The 16,283-nt window shown below is 73.5% G+C and carries 18 protein-coding genes; 9 read left to right on the forward strand and 9 right to left on the reverse strand.

The genetic code is table 11. The features are described 5' to 3' along the window. Positions 1-192: 192 nt before the first annotated feature. Positions 193-1,560: an MFS transporter gene (locus OG417_RS17635; RefSeq protein ID WP_329256809.1), complete on the forward strand. Its 1,368-nt coding sequence runs from the start codon at positions 193-195 to the stop codon at positions 1,558-1,560. A 50-nt stretch (positions 1,561-1,610) separates the two neighbouring features. Then, positions 1,611-2,105: a MarR family winged helix-turn-helix transcriptional regulator gene (locus tag OG417_RS17640; RefSeq protein WP_329256812.1), complete on the forward strand. Its 495-nt coding sequence runs from the start codon at positions 1,611-1,613 to the stop codon at positions 2,103-2,105. 12 nt (positions 2,106-2,117) lie between these two features. Here the strand turns inward: OG417_RS17640 and modA are convergent, their stop codons facing one another. The 6 genes from modA to OG417_RS17670 form a co-directional block, all read right to left on the reverse strand. Further along, complete coding sequence (gene modA, locus OG417_RS17645) at positions 2,118-2,867, reverse strand: molybdate ABC transporter substrate-binding protein (RefSeq protein WP_329256815.1); 750 nt, start codon at positions 2,865-2,867, stop codon at positions 2,118-2,120. 150 nt (positions 2,868-3,017) lie between these two features. Further along, positions 3,018-4,046 (reverse strand): ABC transporter ATP-binding protein, encoded by a 1,029-nt coding sequence (locus OG417_RS17650; RefSeq protein ID WP_329256817.1) that lies wholly within the window; start codon positions 4,044-4,046, stop codon positions 3,018-3,020. Further along, entirely contained in the window at positions 4,043-4,819 is a 777-nt protein-coding gene (gene modB, locus OG417_RS17655; RefSeq protein ID WP_329256821.1) for a molybdate ABC transporter permease subunit, read from the reverse strand. Before modB ends, OG417_RS17650 begins: the two co-directional genes overlap by 4 nt. A 19-nt stretch (positions 4,820-4,838) precedes the next feature. Beyond that, positions 4,839-5,222 carry a TOBE domain-containing protein gene (locus tag OG417_RS17660; RefSeq protein ID WP_329256824.1) on the reverse strand — a complete coding sequence of 128 codons (384 nt, stop codon included), beginning with the start codon at positions 5,220-5,222 and terminating at the stop codon, positions 4,839-4,841. A 144-nt stretch (positions 5,223-5,366) separates the two neighbouring features. After that, positions 5,367-6,233 carry a 1,4-dihydroxy-2-naphthoate polyprenyltransferase gene (locus tag OG417_RS17665; protein WP_329256827.1) on the reverse strand — a complete coding sequence of 289 codons (867 nt, stop codon included), beginning with the start codon at positions 6,231-6,233 and terminating at the stop codon, positions 5,367-5,369. 25 nt (positions 6,234-6,258) lie between these two features. After that, positions 6,259-7,887, reverse strand: a complete 1,629-nt coding sequence (locus OG417_RS17670) for an MFS transporter (protein WP_329256830.1) — start codon at positions 7,885-7,887, stop codon at positions 6,259-6,261. A 139-nt stretch (positions 7,888-8,026) separates the two neighbouring features. On the opposite strand from OG417_RS17670, the gene OG417_RS17675 reads away from it, so the two are divergent. The 3 genes from OG417_RS17675 to OG417_RS17685 all read left to right on the forward strand — a co-directional run bounded on the left by OG417_RS17675 (position 8,027) and on the right by OG417_RS17685 (position 9,890). Then, positions 8,027-8,497 (forward strand): MarR family winged helix-turn-helix transcriptional regulator, encoded by a 471-nt coding sequence (locus OG417_RS17675; RefSeq protein ID WP_329256834.1) that lies wholly within the window; start codon positions 8,027-8,029, stop codon positions 8,495-8,497. A 104-nt stretch (positions 8,498-8,601) separates the two neighbouring features. Further along, the gene (gene ung, locus OG417_RS17680; RefSeq protein WP_329256837.1) at positions 8,602-9,294 is read left to right on the forward strand and encodes a uracil-DNA glycosylase; all 693 of its coding nucleotides are present in this window, start codon (positions 8,602-8,604) and stop codon (positions 9,292-9,294) included. Between the two features lie 251 nt (positions 9,295-9,545). Continuing rightward, the gene (locus tag OG417_RS17685; RefSeq protein WP_329256840.1) at positions 9,546-9,890 is read left to right on the forward strand and encodes a hypothetical protein; all 345 of its coding nucleotides are present in this window, start codon (positions 9,546-9,548) and stop codon (positions 9,888-9,890) included. A 9-nt stretch (positions 9,891-9,899) separates the two neighbouring features. Here OG417_RS17685 and OG417_RS17690 read toward each other — a convergent pair whose 3' ends face one another. The 3 genes from OG417_RS17690 to OG417_RS17700 form a co-directional block, all read right to left on the reverse strand. After that, complete coding sequence (locus OG417_RS17690) at positions 9,900-10,436, reverse strand: GNAT family N-acetyltransferase (protein WP_329256843.1); 537 nt, start codon at positions 10,434-10,436, stop codon at positions 9,900-9,902. 38 nt (positions 10,437-10,474) lie between these two features. After that, complete coding sequence (locus OG417_RS17695) at positions 10,475-10,990, reverse strand: CGNR zinc finger domain-containing protein (RefSeq protein ID WP_329256846.1); 516 nt, start codon at positions 10,988-10,990, stop codon at positions 10,475-10,477. A gap of 115 nt (positions 10,991-11,105) precedes the next feature. Next, positions 11,106-12,503, reverse strand: a complete 1,398-nt coding sequence (locus OG417_RS17700; protein ID WP_329256850.1) for an aminotransferase-like domain-containing protein — start codon at positions 12,501-12,503, stop codon at positions 11,106-11,108. On the opposite strand from OG417_RS17700, the gene OG417_RS17705 reads away from it, so the two are divergent. The 4 genes from OG417_RS17705 (at position 12,502) to OG417_RS17720 (ending at position 16,137) form a co-directional block, all read left to right on the forward strand. Beyond that, positions 12,502-13,482: a DMT family transporter gene (locus OG417_RS17705; RefSeq protein ID WP_329256852.1), complete on the forward strand. Its 981-nt coding sequence runs from the start codon at positions 12,502-12,504 to the stop codon at positions 13,480-13,482. The two genes, OG417_RS17700 and OG417_RS17705, sit on opposite strands and share 2 nt — an antisense overlap. After that, a complete protein-coding gene (locus OG417_RS17710; protein ID WP_329256855.1) occupies positions 13,475-14,503 on the forward strand; it encodes a hypothetical protein in 1,029 nt (342 codons plus the stop codon). Before OG417_RS17705 ends, OG417_RS17710 begins: the two co-directional genes overlap by 8 nt. A gap of 113 nt (positions 14,504-14,616) precedes the next feature. Next, entirely contained in the window at positions 14,617-15,087 is a 471-nt protein-coding gene (locus OG417_RS17715) for a hypothetical protein (RefSeq protein WP_329256858.1), read from the forward strand. Positions 15,088-15,129: 42 nt separating this feature from the next. Next, on the forward strand, positions 15,130-16,137 hold the full coding sequence (locus OG417_RS17720) for a hypothetical protein (RefSeq protein WP_329256861.1): 1,008 nt from the start codon (positions 15,130-15,132) through the stop codon (positions 16,135-16,137). Positions 16,138-16,283 lie beyond the last annotated feature (146 nt).

Consider the following 16,283-nt stretch of genomic DNA (forward strand, 5'->3'; position numbering starts at 1 on the left):
CGCGAACACATCCCGATCATGGATTCGAGGAAGGCTCGGTCGCCGCCCCCACCTCCTGGCGTGCGCTCGGGAGTCGTATCCGACTCGCTCAGGGCGGGGCCGCGGCGTGGCCCGCCCTCAGGCGGACAAACGCCGACATTTATACTTCTCTAACAGAACTATCTTCGACGCAGAGCGTGGAGACCTGGATTGATGACGCGGTTGCTCGTCGAACCCGCACGTCCGCGAGCGGTTCGGGAACACCCCTACGCCCCCTGGTTCGCGGTCGGGTCCGTCTGCGTCGGCGCGTTCATGGGGCAGCTCGACGCCAGCATCGTCACGCTGGCCTTCCCCGCGCTCCAGCGCGACTTCCACGCCTCTCTGGCCGCCGCGCAGTGGGTCTCGCTCGCCTACCTGCTCGCGCTCGTCGGGCTGCTCGCCGGGGCCGGCCGGCTCGCCGACGCGGTCGGGCGCAAGCTCGTCTACCTCTACGGCTTCCTGGTCTTCACCCTGGCCTCCGCGGCGTGCGGCCTCGCGCCGACGCTCGGGTCGCTCATCGGCTTCCGGGTCCTGCAGGCGGCGGGTGCGGCCATGCTCCAGGCCAACAGCGTCGCGCTGGTCGTCACGAGTGTGCCGCGCGCCAGGATGCGCGCCGCGCTCGGCATGCAGGCCGCCGCCCAGGCCATCGGGCTCGCGCTCGGGCCGACCGCCGGCGGCCTGCTGGTCGGTTCGGCCGGCTGGCGATGGGTCTTCTGGGTGAACGTCCCGGTCGGATGCGCCGCTCTGGTCGTCGGGCGGTACCTGCTGCCCCGCACGCGCGAGCGTGCCGAGGCCGCGCGGTTCGACTGGCCGGGATTGCTCCTCATCGCCGCCGCGAGCACCGCCGCCCTGCTGGCCATCTCCGGTGCCTCCGGGCTCGGCCTGCCGGGGGCGGCGATCGCGGCGCTCGCGGCCGTGGCGGTGGTGGCGACGGCGGCCTTCGGCGTACGGGAGCGCCGCGCGGCGAGCCCGCTGGTCGACCTCGCCCTGTTGCGCACCCCCGCGATCTCGGCGGGCCTGGCCGGGGCGATGTGCGGCTACCTCGTCCTGTTCGGCCCGCTGGCGCTGGTGCCGCAGGTGCTCGCGGCCCGGGGCGCGACGTACGCCGGGCTCGTGCTCACCACCCTGCCGGCCGGGTTCGCGCTCGCCGCGCTCGCCGCCGACCGCCTGCTGCCACGGCGGCTCGGCAACCGGAACCGCTGTGTGCTCGGCGGAGCCGTCGCCACGGCCGCGTCGGCCCTGCTCTGCCTGGACATCTCCGGGTGGGGCCTGTTTTTCCTGGGCCTCGGGCTCGGGCTGTTCATCCCCGCCAACAACGCCGCGGTCATGGCCGCCGTCCCGCGCCGCCTGTCGGCGACCGCCGGCGGGATGGTGAACATGACCCGCGGCATCGGTACCGCCCTCGGCATCGCCATCGTGACCCTCGTCCTGCACACCGCCGGGGAAGGGGCCCGGCTCGCCTTCGTCGCACTGGCCGCCGTCGCCGCCGTCGCGACCGTCACCGGCCTCGTCGCGCGTACTCCCGGAGAACCCCCGGCATGAACGTCCGGCCGCGCCTACTTATCCTGCCGTTTTGGGGGACAATAGACGGCATGGCCAACGATCTTCGGGCGGGTCGCACGTCGGAGGACACCGGCGTCCTCCTCGCCGACACCGTCGCGCGACTCCGTCGCGCCATGCGCCGCGCCGCCCGCGCCGCCGACCCGGCCAACCCGCTCTCGGTCGCCCAGCTCGAGGTGCTGGCGTGCGTGGCCGACGAGCCGGGCATCCGCCCCGGCCGGATCGCACGCCGGCTCATGCTCGCCGCCAACTCCGTCACCACACTGGTCAACGCGCTCCATACCCGCGGTCTCGTCGTACGGACGAACGCCGCCGACGACGCCCGTGCCGTCGCCCTCAGCCCGACTCCGGCCGGACGGCAGGCCGTGGAGAGCTGGAAGGCCACCAACACCGCGATCCTCCAGGCGGCCCTCGGCGCACTGGACGACCGCCACCAGCACGTCCTGGCCGAGGCGCTCCCCGGCCTGCGCAACCTGGCCGAGGCGGTGGACACCCTCGCCGACGAACCCCGCGCCGCCCGCTCCTGAACCAGGGCCGGCTCAGCCGGTGACGAAGCCGTACTTGCGCATGATCGTCCTTGCCGTGGACGAGCTCAGCCAGGCCACGAACTCCTTGGCGGCGTCGCCGTGGCCGCTCCGCCGGACGGCGGCGGCGAAGTAGGTGGCCGTGACGTTCTGGAGGGCCGGGATGGGCACGCTGCTCGCCGACACGCCCGCCGACCGCATGTCCGTCACGTACACGATGCCGGCGTCCGCGGCCCCGGTGCGGATCCGCGTCAGCACGGTCCGCGCGTCGGCCTCCTCCGACGACGGCCGTACCTGCACGCCCACCTTCGCCAGGACCTGTGTGGCGTAGCGCCCGACGGGGACGATCGGGCCGCCCAGCACCACCCGCAGTCTCGGATCGGCGAGGTCGGACAGCCCGTGTACGTGCTTCGGATTGCCGGGCGCGACCGCGATCGTCATCGTCCCGTACGCGAAGGGGCGGCGGTCGGTGACCTCGTCGGCGGCGATGTCCATCGAGGCGCTGTCGGCGGTGGCCAGCACGTCGGCGTGCTCGCCGTCGTCGATGTTCCCGGCGGCCTCCTGCGAGCCGGTGAACTCGAACTGCACGTGTGTCACGTGCCGGTTCGCCTCCTGGTACGCGGTGCCGAGCTCGCCGAACGCGTCGGTGAGCGACGACGCGGCCAGCACCTTCAGGGTGAACCGTGTGTCCCCGGAGGCGATGCCACATCCGCCCAGGGCCACGGTCACCGCGACAACAGGGGCGAGACGCGTGAAATACGGCATGGGCGCGATCTTAGGCCGTTGCGGGACAAGAGCCGCCGCGGGCCGTCAGGGGTGAGTGCCATGGCCTCGGACCGTCGCGGCGTGCGTGCCGTGACTTCCGGCACTCGCGGGGCCGTCGCCGTTTCCCTCGGCCCGTCGTGGGAGTCACCGTCACGCAGGGTACGCGTGGGTCTCCGCGGCCTTGACCGCGGCCCACACGGGCTCTCCTTCGGCCAGACCGAGCTCGGCGAGCGCGGCCGGAGTGATGTCCGCGGCGGCCGGCAGCGGTCCTTCGAGGTGCACGCGGACCTGGTCGCCGTACGGCTCGATGCCGCCGACCGTGGCCTCCCACAGGTTGCGTGGGCTGCCCTCCGGCCTCCGGCGGAACAGCGCCACCGCCGACGGCGGGAACGCCAGGAACACCTCGCCGTCCAGCGACTCGGCGACCGAAAGCGTCAGCCGCTCCAGCTTCACGTCGTGGCCCTCGGCGACGCCGCGGTAGAGGTTCAGGCCGACCAGGCGGGCGACATAGTCCGTACGGGGATGGCGCGCGATGTGCGCGGGCGCGCCCTCCTGGACGACGCGGCCGTCCTCGACCACGACGAGCCGGTCGGCGAGCGCCATCGCGTCGAGCGGGTCGTGGGTGACGAGCAGCGACGCACCGTCGAACTCCGCGAGATGGCGGCGCAGCCCCGCCCGGATCTCCCGCCGTGTGTCGACGTCGAGCGCGGACAGCGGCTCGTCCAGCAGGAGCAGCCGGGGCCGTACGGCGAGGGCGCGGGCGAGCGCGACCCGCTGCGCCTGGCCGCCGGAGAGCGTACGGGGACGCCGGTAGGCGTGCTCGGCGAGGCCCACCCGCGAGAGCCACTCGGCGGCGAGCCGGCGCGCCTCGCTCCTGCGCACGCCCTGGCAGCGCGGCCCGAACGCCACGTTGTCCAGCGCGGTGAGGTGGGGGAAGAGCAGGTAGTCCTGGAACACCATGCCGACCGGGCGCTCGTCCGCCGGCCGGTGACGCCACTCCTCGCCACTGACGCGGATGTGCCCCTCCGACAGCGGCAGGAGCCCGGCGAGGGCGCGCAGCGTGGTGCTCTTGCCCGCGCCGTTCGGCCCGAGCAGCGCCACCACCTCGCCCTCGGCCACCTCCAGCGCGATGTCGAGGGTGAACGCCGGCCGCCGTACGACGATGTGTGCGTCGATCACGACGTCCACCGCCCGCGCAGTCCGGCGAGGACCACCACGGAGACCGCGAGGAGCACGAGGCTCAGCACGATCGCGGCCTGCGGGTCGTTCTCCAGCGCGAGGTACACGGCGAGGGGCATGGTCTGCGTACGGCCCGGGAAGTTGCCGGCGAAGGTGATCGTCGCCCCGAACTCACCCAGCGCGCGGGCCCAGCACAGCACCGCCCCGGCCCCGATGCCGGGTGCGATCAGCGGCAGCGTGACCCGCCGGAACGTCGTCCAGCGCGAGGCGCCCAGGGTCGCCGCCGCGTCCTCGTACCGCAGGTCGGCGGCGCGCAGCGCCCCCTCCACGCTGATCACCAGGAACGGCAGCGCGACGAACGCCTCGGCCACGACGACCCCCGCCGTGGTGAACGGCAGGCTCACACCGAACCAGCGGTACAGCCACTGGCCGACGAGCCCGTTGCGCCCGAGGGCCAGCAGCAGCGCCACACCGCCGACGACCGGGGGCAGCACGAGCGGCACGGTCACCAGTGCCCGGACCAGACGGCGGCCCGGGAAGGACACGCGGGCGAGCACCCACGCGAGCGGCACCCCGAGGAACAGGCAGACCACCGTCGCGAGCGTGGCGCACACGACCGACAGTCGCAGCGCGTCGAGGATCTCCGGCTGGGCGAGCCGCGTGCCGAGGGTGGACCAGGGCGCGCGGACCAGCAGTCCCGCGACGGGCAGCACCAGGAAGGCGAGCGCGACGAGCGCCGGCAGGACGAGTGCCCAGGGCGCCCGGCGGTTCACGGCCGTACCCCGCCGACGGTCATTCGGCGCGCTCCACGACGACGTTGGTGGACTTGACGACGGCGACCGCGACGACGCCCGGTTCGAGCCCGAGATCGTCCGCGGCCTCCCGGCTCATCAGGGAGACGACGCGGTACGGCCCCGCCTGGATCTCCACCTTCGCCATCACGCCGTCGCGTACGACGTCGGTGACGATGCCGCGCATCCGGTTGCGCGCGGAGGAGAAGGCGGTCTCGGCCGCGGCGGGCGAGCGGACGAAGGCCGCCAGATCCGCCCCTGAAACGATCCGGTGCCCGTGTTCGTCGCGCTCGGCCGCCAGCCGGCCCGAATCGACCCAGCGCCGGACGGTGTCCGGGCTGACATCGAGCAAAGACGCGACCTCACTGATCCGGAACACCGTCACCCGCGAGAGTATATCCCTCGCAGAAAGGGAGAATCTTCACCGAAACGCCAGGATGATGCGGGCGTCAAGGGGCACGAAAGCTGGCAGATGCGACGGAGGCGAACGAACACGCCGCCCGGCTACCGGAGTCGCTCGGGTCCCGTGTCAGACGGCGAGGCCGATGGCGAACAGGACGCCGAAGACGATCTGCAACCGGCCCGTCTCGCCGAGCACCGCGATGAGCTCCGGGCCCGACGCGCCGCGCAGGACGCGCCGTACCGGGGAGATCGCCCACAGCGCCGACAGCAGGGCCAGCATCGCCCACGGGTGCACCGCGGCGACGACCGGCACGCAGCAGAGCGCCACGACCGCGCATCCGGCGTACAGCAGGCGCGTGTGCCCGTCGCCGAGGACCACCGCGAGCGTGCGCTTGCCGGCGTCCCGGTCGGTCGGGATGTCGCGCAGGTTGTTCACCACGAGCATCGAGCACGACAGCAGCCCCACCGGCACGGAGGCGACCCACACGGCCCACGGCAGGCCCTCGATCTGCACGTACGCGGTGCCGACGACCGACACGACCCCGAAGAACACGAAGACCGAGATCTCGCCCAGCGCCCGGTAGCCGTACGGTCGCGAACCCCCGGTGTAGAACCAGGCCGCCGCGATCGCCGCCACGCCGATCAGCAGCAGCCACCAGGTGGTGACCACCGTCAGCGCCAGGCCCGCCACCGCCGCGAGCAGGAAGCAGGCGCCCGCCGCCGCGAGGACCTGCCGGGGCGGCGCGACCTTGGAGCCGACCAGCCGCATCGGCCCGACGCGTTCTTCATCGGTGCCGCGGATGCCGTCGCTGTAGTCGTTGGCGTAGTTCACGCCGATCTGCAGCAGCATCGACACCAGCAGCGCGACCACGGCGCGCCACCAGATCGCGCCGCCGAAGCCGATGGCGAGACCGGTGCCGACCAGTACGGGAACGATCGAGTTGGGGAGGGTGCGGGGCCGGGCTCCGGCGACCCACTGGGGGAAGGAGGCCACTACCGCACGCTACCGGCGTCGAAGATCATGGGTGAGATTCTGCCGGATCCGGCTCGGGCGGTTGACGCAGCCCCAGTGTCAGCACGAAGCCGAGGCCCAGCAGCCCGGCCGTGACGAAGGCGGCGCGGTCGGTGGCGACCGCCAGGCTCTCGTCGGCGGCACGGGCGACACGCGGGTCGCCGTGCCGCAGGTCGCGGGCGAACGTGCCGGCCGAGTCGCGCAGCCGCGCGGCGTACACCCCGCCCTGGCCCGCCCCCGCCCCGGTGTCGCGCAGGCGGTCGGTCATGACGTGGCTGAGGCTCGTCGCGAAGACGGCGCCGATCAGCGCGATGCCCAGCGCCGAGCCGACCTGCCGGGCGGTCGACTGCGTGCCCGAGGCGAGGCCCGCGCGGGCCCGCGGCACGTCGCGCAGGACGATGTTCGTCAGCTGCGCGGTGGTCAGGCCCAGCCCGACGCCGTACAACAGCATCCACGGCGCGAGCGCGTACCCGGTGGTGCCGGCGCGCGTCGTGAGGCCGATGAGGAGCACCGCGACGGTCTCCAGGGCCATGCCGGCCTGGAGCATCCGGGCGGCGCCCACACGCCGCGACAGCCGCGCCGCGAAGCCCCCGACGACCAGCGTGCCGAGGGCCAGCGGCAGGATCGCCACGCTGACCTGAAGCGGCGAATCGCCGTGCACGTCCTGGAGGAACAGCGGCAGGGTGAACATCAGCCCCAGCTCGCCCACGCTGATCAGCGAGGCGGCGGCGTTGCCGCGGCGGAAGGACGGGATGCGGAACAGCGCGAGGTCCAGCACGACCGGGCGCCCGGCAGCCGCCCGCGCCCGCTCGACGGCGAGCAGCGCGCCCAGCGCGACCACCCCGGCGGCGAGGGCGACCGGCACCGGGGAGATCCCGGCGTGCCAGTGGAGCGTTCCCGCCGAGAAGGGCCGCAGCGGATGCCACCAGCCGTACCGCTGCCCCTCGATGAGCGCGAACACGGCCGCGCCGAGCCCGGCCGCGGCCAGCAGCCCGCCCGTCCAGTCGACGCCGCGCGGGGCGGTACGGTCGCGGGTCTCGGGGACCAGGATGAGGGCCCCGGCGATGACCACGGCACCGATGGGCAGGTTGACGCCGAACGCCCAGCGCCAGCCGTACGAGGTGGCGAGCCAGCCGCCGAGCAGCGGGCCGAGGGCGGCCATTCCGCCGATGAGCGAGCCCCAGATCCCGAACGCCACGGCGCGGTCGCGGCCGTGGAACACCGCGGTCACCGTGGACAGCGTGGCCGGCAGGATCATCGACGCCCCGACTCCCTGCAGCACGCGGGCACCGATGAGGGCGCCGCCGCCTCCCGCGGCGGCCGCGAGCAGGCTCGCGAGCACGAACACCACCGTGCCCAGCAGGAACATCCGCCTCCGCCCGTACACGTCCCCGGCCATCCCGAACGGGATGAGCAGCGCGGCGAACACGAGGGAGTAGACCGAGGTGACCCATTCGGCGCCGGACGTGGTCAGCCGCAGGTCGGCGACCACCCGGGGCAGCATGACGTTGACGATCGTGGCGTCGACGATGATCAGCGAGACACCGAGGCCGATGATCACCATGCCCAGCCACCGGCGACGGCCCGGAACGCCGATCGCGGGGGCGGGAGCGGCCGGAGCCGTGCTGACAGTCATGGGGATTCGGGTGGACCTGCCTGAGTGTGGGCGATGACGCGCCGCCGAACGGTTCGGTTTCAATCTATCCCCGCCCCTCGGTCCGGCTGATCCGGGTCGCCCTCTGGCCACGCAGGCACTGAACACGGACAATGTCGCCGTGCGCGCCTCCGAGGCCGGCCCCGAACGCATGTCGCTGTCACGTCTGCTGGCGGTGGCCGGGCACGTCGTGGCCCTGCGCCGGCAGCGATTCATGGGGAGTCACGGCCTGACGCCGCACGGTCTGGCGGTGCTGGCCTACCTCGAACAGGGCCACGCTCCGACCCAGCGTGAGCTGGCCCGTCGCTGTGGCGTGGCGCCCTCGACCCTCAATCACACGGTAGACCACCTGGCCCGGTCCGGCTGGATCGAGCGGTGCCGCGACGACTCCGACCGCCGGCTCGTACGCCTGGCGCTCACCGAGAGCGGCCACCGCCACCTCCGGCAGGTGCAGGAGGCGGCCGACCGCCGGATCGAGCCCCTCCTCGACCATCTCGCGCCCGCCGACGAGGCCGCCGTCCGCCGCTTCCTGCTCGACACCGTGGCCCGGCTGCAGGAGGACGACGCGGACCCGGACGATCCGCGGTCATGAGCCCTCCTGCGTCGGGAGGTGTGACCGCAGGGACGATTTTTCGATTCCCTCGCTTCGCTCGTCATGAGCGCTCGTTTGTCGGTGCGCACTGTTAGTTTCGGCACATGCCCTTCGATCTCCTCGAGCTTTTGCCGGACAAGTGGCGTGACCTCATCGAGCCGTTGCTCGACGCCGAGGCCACGCGGCGCCTCGGCGACTTCGTCGCCGCCGAGTACGACGGACAGGTCGTCTATCCCGCGCTGCCCGACCTGTTCAACGCGTTCCGGCTGTGCTCGCCGGACGACGTGCGGGTGCTCATCCTCGGCCAGGACCCCTACCACGGCCCCGGGCAGGCCCACGGGCTGAGCTTCAGCGTCCGCGAGGGCGTGCGCGTGCCGCCCTCGCTCCGCAACGTCTTCAAGGAGCTGCGCGACGACCTGGGCGTCCCGATGCCGGCGGGGGGCGACCTGACGCCGTGGGCCGAGCGGGGCGTGCTGCTGCTCAACGCGGTCCTGACCGTCCGCGCCGGCAAGGCGGGCTCGCACGCGGGCAAGGGCTGGGAGGAGTTCACCGACGCGGTGATCCGGGCCCTGGACGCGACGGACGAGCGCATCGTGTTCGTGCTCTGGGGCGCGTACGCGCGCAAGAAGCGCGACCTCGTCACCGACCCCCGCCACGTCGTGCTGGAGGCCGGCCACCCCAGCCCGATGAACCCTCGCGGCTTCCTCGGCACACGCCCGTTCAGCGCCGTCAACAAGGCGCTGACCGACGCCGGCCGCCCGGAGATCGACTGGACCCTCGACCAGAAGATCTTCTAGCCCGCGACGATCCGGCGGCTCCGCGTCAACGGCGCCGGGCGGCCGCGCGTCGTTACCGCATGCGCCTGTTGATCGCCTCGCTCGCGGCCGCCGTTCTCGCCTCCACTGCGGGGTGTGGAGGTTCCGCGGGGGAACGGCCTGTCGCGGCGGGACGTACGGCGACGCCGAGCCTCTCGCCCTCCGCTTCGCCGTCCGCCAGGCCCGTCCGCGTCGGCACGGTGCGCAACGGCGAGACGAGGTTCCGTGTCCGGGTGACATCGGCCCGCACGGTTCGCGGCTTCGACCGCGGTGGGAGTCGCGAGCGGGCGAAGGCCGGGCAGCGGCTGGTCGTGATCATGATCACTGCGACGAACATCGGGAGGCGTCCCAGCCGGCTGGACGCGGGGAACAGCGAGCCCGTCGACCTCGTGGGGACGGACGGCAAGACCTACTACCCCGGCAGATCGTGGGGGAGGCCGGTCCTGATCTTCCCCGGCAGGTCGCTGACCGAGCCGTACGTCTTCCCGGTCCCGGCGGAAGTCGGGCCGGCGTCCGCCGAGGTAACGCTGTTCGGCGGAACCGGCCTTCCCTCCACGGTCGACCTGAGCATCGCCTGACCCGCGAGGTCAGGCGATGGCGGTGTGGAGGCGGACCATCGCCACCGGCTCGCCCATGTCGACCTTGCTGTGGGCGCCGTCCGGCGCCCAGCCGGCGGAGACCAGGAAGGCTCGCAGCACGTCGTCGGCGGCGAACACCCACGTGACCGCCGTGGTGCAGCCGTCGTCGCGCAGGTGGTCCACGGTCGCGGCGAGCAGGCGGCTGCCGTGGCCCGCCCTCCGGCGGTCCGGGTCGACCAAAAGCGTCAGCAACTCACCGGTCGTCGCGGAGTCCTGGTCGGGGTCGCCGGCCGGGGCGTGGGCCGCGAAGCCCGTGATGACGCCCTCGTCGACGGCCACGAGCAGGCGGTGCCGGGGGCTCGGCGGCGACGCGACCGCCTCGGCCCAGCGTTCGCGCCACAGGCCGAGCGCCTCCGGCCCGGTCATCTCGGCCAGCGCCGCCGCCGGGATGATCGCGCCGTAGCCCTCGCGCCAGGCGCGCACCTGGATCTCCGCGACGGCCTCGACGTCGCCTGGATAGGCCGGTCGTACCCCTACTACGCTCAACGCCCGCTTCCGTTCCCTGATTGACGGCGAGTGGCACTCTATGGCACCGCGTCCCGGCGCCGCCGTTCGCGGTACGCGCGGGTCTTGGTGCGGTTGCCGCACATGCGCATCGAGCACCACGCGCGCGAGCGGTTCTTCGACGTGTCGAGGAACACCCAGCGGCACTCCGTCGCGCGGCACGCCTTCAGCCGTTCCCAGGTGCCGTCAACCGCACTCGCCATGACCGCCGCCGTGACCCCGGCGAGCCCACCGCGTACCCCGCGGTGGATCGGGACGAGCCGGGGGCCGTCGAGCGACAGGCGCACCGGCAGGGCGGCCAGCAGGCCCTCCAGCTCCGGCCGTGCCTGACCGAGAATCGCCGCCCGCAGGCCCTCGCGCAGCTCGACCGCCAGGCCCAGGTCGGACTCGTTCGCACAGGCGCCGGACGCCACCAGGCCGCGTTCGGCCAGCCAGCCGCTGAGGTCGGAGGGCGCGCCGAACTCCTCGATGTCGCACTGGATGTCGTAGGTGTTGACGAAGTCGCGCACCAGCAGCGCGTGCTCCGGGCCGCTCATCCGCCCCTCCTCGATCACGACGGCCGGCGACACCGGCGAACGCCGGTCACCGGGTGCCGGGGACCCCGCGGAAACGCGGAGCCCGAGGGGGCGTTCTCGTGGGGCTCGCCGGAGACTACCCGGTCTCGCCGAGCACGCGGGCCAGGAGGGCCACGCCACGGGCGAACTCGGCCTCGCCGCCCGGCGATCCGTGGCTCAGCCGTACGCGGGGCCCGGCGGGCTCGGCGGGGAAGTAGGGGCGGCCCGCGCTGACGAGCACGCCGGCGCGGAGCGCGGCCTCGGCGAGCGCCACGTCGTCCGTACCGGCCGGGAGCGCGGTCCACACGTGCAGGCCGCCGCGCGGCAGGAGGGCCGGGCGCAGGCCGTGCGCGGCCATCGCGGACACCAGCGCGTCGCGCCGTCGCCGCAGCGCCTCGCTCACGGCGCGCAGGTGGCGCGGCCACGCGGGGGAGCCGACGAGCTCCAGCGCGGTCTCCTGGAGCGGCCGGGCGACGAAGAAGGAGTCGACCAGCTGCGTGGCGCGGATGCGTTCGGCCACCGGGCCGCGGGCGGCCACGGCCGCGACCCGCACGCTCGGCGCGGTCGCCTTCGTGAGAGAGGAGATGTGCACGACCCGCCCCTCGCGGTCGGCCGAGACCAGCGAGGGCGGCGGCGGGTCGATCGCCAGGTGGCGCGCGAAGTCGTCCTCGATCACGAACGCCCCCGCGGCGCTCGCCACGTCGAGCACCCGCGTCCGGCGGTCCGGGGCGAGCACGGCGCCGGTCGGGTTGTGGAAGGTCGGCTGGCAGTACACGGCCCGCGCGCCGGTCGCCGCGAACGCGTCGGCGAGCAGCTCCGTGCGCAGGCCATCCCGGTCGACCGGCACGGGGACGGGCCGCAGCCCCGCCGCCCGCGCCGCGTCCAGCGCGCCGGGATAGGTCGGCGACTCGACCAGTAGCGGCGCGCCGGGCGGCAGCAGGGCCCGCAGCGCGAGCGACACCGCGGCCTGCCCGCCGCCGGTGACGGTCACGTCGGCCGCCGTCACGTCGCCACCGGCGGTGCGGGCGAACCACTCCCGCAGCCCCCGGAGCCCGTGGAGCGGCGGGCACTCCCACGCTCCCGGCCGCCGCACCGCCCGTGCCGCGGCCGTGGCCAGTGCCCGCTCGGGCTGGAGCTCCGGCGCGAGGTAGCCGCTGCTCAGCGTGATCACCCCGTCGGCGGGCGCGACCAGCATGCTCCTCACGCCCGCGGCGTCCACGGTGCGGTCGGCGAGCGGCACCGCCTGCCAGTCGTAGGAAAGGTCCGCCAGGGCACGCGGAAGGGCGCGCTCCGCGACGTACGTGCCGCTGCCGGGCCGGGACACGACCAGGCCCTCCGCGCTGAGCAGTCCGATCGCCCGCGACACCGTGACCGGGCTCACCTGGTGGCGGGCCATGAGCGCGCGGCTGGAGGGCAGGCGGTCGCCGGGCCGCAGCCTCGCCACGGCGCCGCGCAGCTCGGCGGCGAGCAGGGCGATACTGCTATCGTCTTCCATGAGAGATCACGATAACGCTACTGCCCGTGCGACGATAGCGCCTTCCGGCGGGCTCGCCGCGGCGGCCCTCGGGGTCCTGGCCTTCTCCTTCACCATCCCGGCCACCGCCTTCGCGCTGCGCGGTTTCGGCTCGTACACCATCGGCCTGGGGCGGGCCGCGGTCGCGGCCGTGCTGGCCGTGGTCGCGCTGCGCCTCATGCGCTCGCCGCGCCCGCGCGGACGGCAGTGGCCCTCTCTGGCGGTGGTCGCGGGCGGCGTCGTCTTCGGCTTCCCGGTGCTGTCCACGCTCGCGCTCGGTCACGGTGCCTCCGCCTCGCACGCCGCCGTGGTGATCGGGCTGCTGCCGGTCACCACGTCCGTCTTCGCCGTCGTACGGGTGGGGGAGCGGCCGTCGTGGCTCTTCTGGGCCGCGAGTGTGGCCGGCGCGGGCTGCGTGGTGGCCTTCACCCTGCGGAACGGGCCGGGGCGCCTCTCGGTCGCGGACCTCTTCCTGCTCGGCGCGCTTGTCACCGCCGGGCTCGGGTACGCCGAGGGCGGGCGTCTCGCGCGGAACATGCCCGGCGGCGCGGTGGTGAGCTGGGCGCTGATCCTCGCGGCGCCCGTCACCGTGCCGGTCACGGCCGTGCTGCTCGTCGCCGAGCCGCCGCGCTGGAGCGCCCAGGCCGTCGCGGGACTGGCCTACCTGGCGGCGGTGTCGATGTTCTTCGGGTTCTTCGCCTGGTACTCCGGCCTGGCCAGGGCAGGGGTCGCTCGGGCGAGCCAGGTGCAGCTGGCCCAGCCGCTGCTGACTCTGGTCTGGTCGTGGCTGTTGCTCGGCGACCATGCGGGAATGAGCACGGTGACGGCCGCGGCCGGCGTGCTGGTGTGCGTCATGCTCGCCCAGCGCGCCCGGGTCTCGCGGGACATGACGCCATCGAGCGCGGCCCGGCGTACGGTGTCACAAGGGGTGCTCTCACGGCGAGGAGCGGCGGATGGATGACAGGAAGCTGACGATCCCCGAGGGCGGTTTCTGGCCCGCGCCCGACGTGCCCCAGCCGAACATCTATCCGATGGAGTGGCACGTCGAGACCGACAAGCTCGCGGCGATCTACGAAAAGTCCAAGCGCATGGTCTGGAACCCCGCCGACCTGCCCTGGGACGGCCTGCGGCCGGAGGACTTCACCGTCGATCAGCGGCTCGGGATCATGTACTGGTTCTCGGTGCTGGCCAACTTCGACGCGTCCGGCCCGGCGGTCTTCGCCCGCGCCACGATCCAGGCGTTCGAGAAGCACGAGGAGGACCCGGTCCGCAAGTGCTTCTTCTCCATCACCCGCGACGAGATGAACCACGAGGAGTGCTGCCAGCGGACGATCGCCCGGCTGTGGCCCGGCGGCCCGCTCGACTGGGAGCCCAAGACCGACCTGGAGAAGGCCGCGCACAACAACATCGGCTGGCTGTACCACAACGGCGGGCGCTACTGGAACGGCTACAACACCGCCGTCACCCGCTACACCCTCCCGGTGCTGTTCACCAGCTTCATGATGGGGGAGATGGCCGCCTCCACCCTGTTCCGCGGGATGGCCTCGGGCACCGAGCACCCCGTGTTCGGGGAGATGTTCCAGCGCATCGGGCGTGACGAGTCCCGTCACCTGCAGATCTGCATGACCATCCTGGAGAACGAGTGGCCGGGCCTGACCGATGACACCCGGGGTCTGATCACCAAGCAGCTCCGGGCCGGCTTCGTCTTCCTGTCGATGATCCTGTGGGAGCCGCCCGAGGGCTTCTGGGACCTGCCGCCGTACTTCCTGCCCAACCACCGGGTGCTGATGTCCTACGCCCGCGACGCGGGCCTCGGCGTCCTGTCCTTCGAGGAGCAGGCGGAGAACTGGCGCATCGCGATGGCCCGCGTCCGCGCGATCGTCGAACGCTGGGGGATCGCCTTCCCTGCCATTCCCGAGCTCGACATCGACGGCGTCGACGTCGCGAACATCGACCCGCAGGACATCATCCCGGTCTTCTGACTCCCACGCGCACCGGCGACGCGAGAGACTAACCGGGCTTCGAGCCGGGTAAGTTTCGAGGCACCGGAGCGCAGGTCCCGCGCTCCGGTCCAGTGGAGACGCCGGGGGAGGCCATGGCCTGCTGGATGTCTCGTCGCGTACGGGACGGGCGGACCGGCCCGCCCGCGTCCGGCGCCGACGGGTCCGTCGCGACCGCCCGCCGGGTGTCCCTGGCCCGCATCCGGGCACGGGGCCCGCTCTCCGTCCTCCTGGGCCGCGCCGCCGGTCTGACGAGCCGCGCTCTCGACCGCGGGCCCGCCTGGCTCCGTGACCTGGGCGGTCTTCGCCGCCTCGCCGCACGGCGCCGGGCCACCGCCGACGCCGGCCGGTTCATGGACTACGGGCCCGACTGGCCGCCCGGGCCCATGGCCCCGAGACGGCGTCACCCGCTGCTGCGCCGATGTGTCGCCGCGGTCGTGCTGTACGCCGTCATCTGGGCGGTGGGCTCGGCCCTGCTCGAGATCCGCCTGTTCCAGCTGCGCAAGCTCGGCGGGGGCGCTCCGGAGACCACCTACACGACCGTGACCGAGCCGCGCCACCGCTGACCCCGCCCGAACCCCCGGCCCGTTCCGTCCGTCTCACCGAAGATGATCGGGAAGGCACTGCGGTGCGCGCTATGGGCGGTGGCGGTGCTCCTCGGCGTGCTCGCCGTCTTCTTCGCCCAGACCTGGTTCGCGTGGCAGCGGGAGCCGCGGGCGTACGGAGGAACGGCGAACGCCCTGTGGGCGCGCCACCAGTGGGCCGGCGAACCGCACACCGAGGCCGGCTACCGCATGCTCGCCCAGACCCTGAGGGCGAACGACATCACCGACGTCTTCTTCCACGTCGGACCGCTGGACGGCGACGGGCGGATTCCCCCGTCCCGCTACCGGCACGCCGGCGAACTGCTGGCGGCGATGCGCCGCCTCGCACCAGGGGTGCGCGCCCAGGCGTACGTGGGCCAGGTGGAGCGCGCCGGTGACGGTCCGCTCGACCTCGGCGACCCGGGGACCCGCGCCCGGATCCTGGACACCGACCGGGCGCTGCTCGCCGTGGGCTTCGCCGGCATCCATTACGACATCGAGCCGATCTACCCCGACGACCACGACTTCCTCGACCTGCTGGCACGGACCCACGAGCTCACTCGTGGCAGGGGCCGGGTGCTCTCGGCGGCGCTGGAGCAGCCGCCCCTCGCGGACTGGGAGGCGCCGGTGTTCCGCGCGCTGCTGCCGCGCGGGCGGAACCATTACCCGCCGAGACCCACCGGCGCGTACCTGCGCGCCGTGGCGAGTCGTGTCGACCAGGTCGCGATCATGACGTACGACTCGGAGGCCCCGACCCAGGCGCTCGCGGGATGGCACTTCGCGCGCCACACCGAGCGGATCCTGGCGCTCCTCGGCGACCGGGTCACCGTCTTCATGGGTGTGCCGACCTACCGGACCACGACGCCGTGGGCGGAGAACCTGCCCACCGCGCTGCGCGGCGTACGGCAGGGGATCGATGCCCTGCGGCGCCCTCCGCGGCGGCCGTACGGGGTGGGCGTCTACGCGGACTGGACCACCAGCGCGCGCGACTGGGCGACGTACCGGAGGGAATGGCTGGGAATCCGCGAATGAGAAAGATCACAAAGGGCGGGGGCCGGGGGGCGGCGGTGAGGCGAGGCGCGTCACATGAGAGTGGAAGTCGAGAGAAATCCACGAACAAGGCCGGTCCGGGCGACCGGTCCGAGCGGTGACATGCCCGGTCTATGCTCTGACCTGCG

Source organism: Actinoallomurus sp. NBC_01490, assembly GCF_036227085.1.
GTDB classification, from domain to species: domain Bacteria; phylum Actinomycetota; class Actinomycetes; order Streptosporangiales; family Streptosporangiaceae; genus Actinoallomurus; species Actinoallomurus oryzae.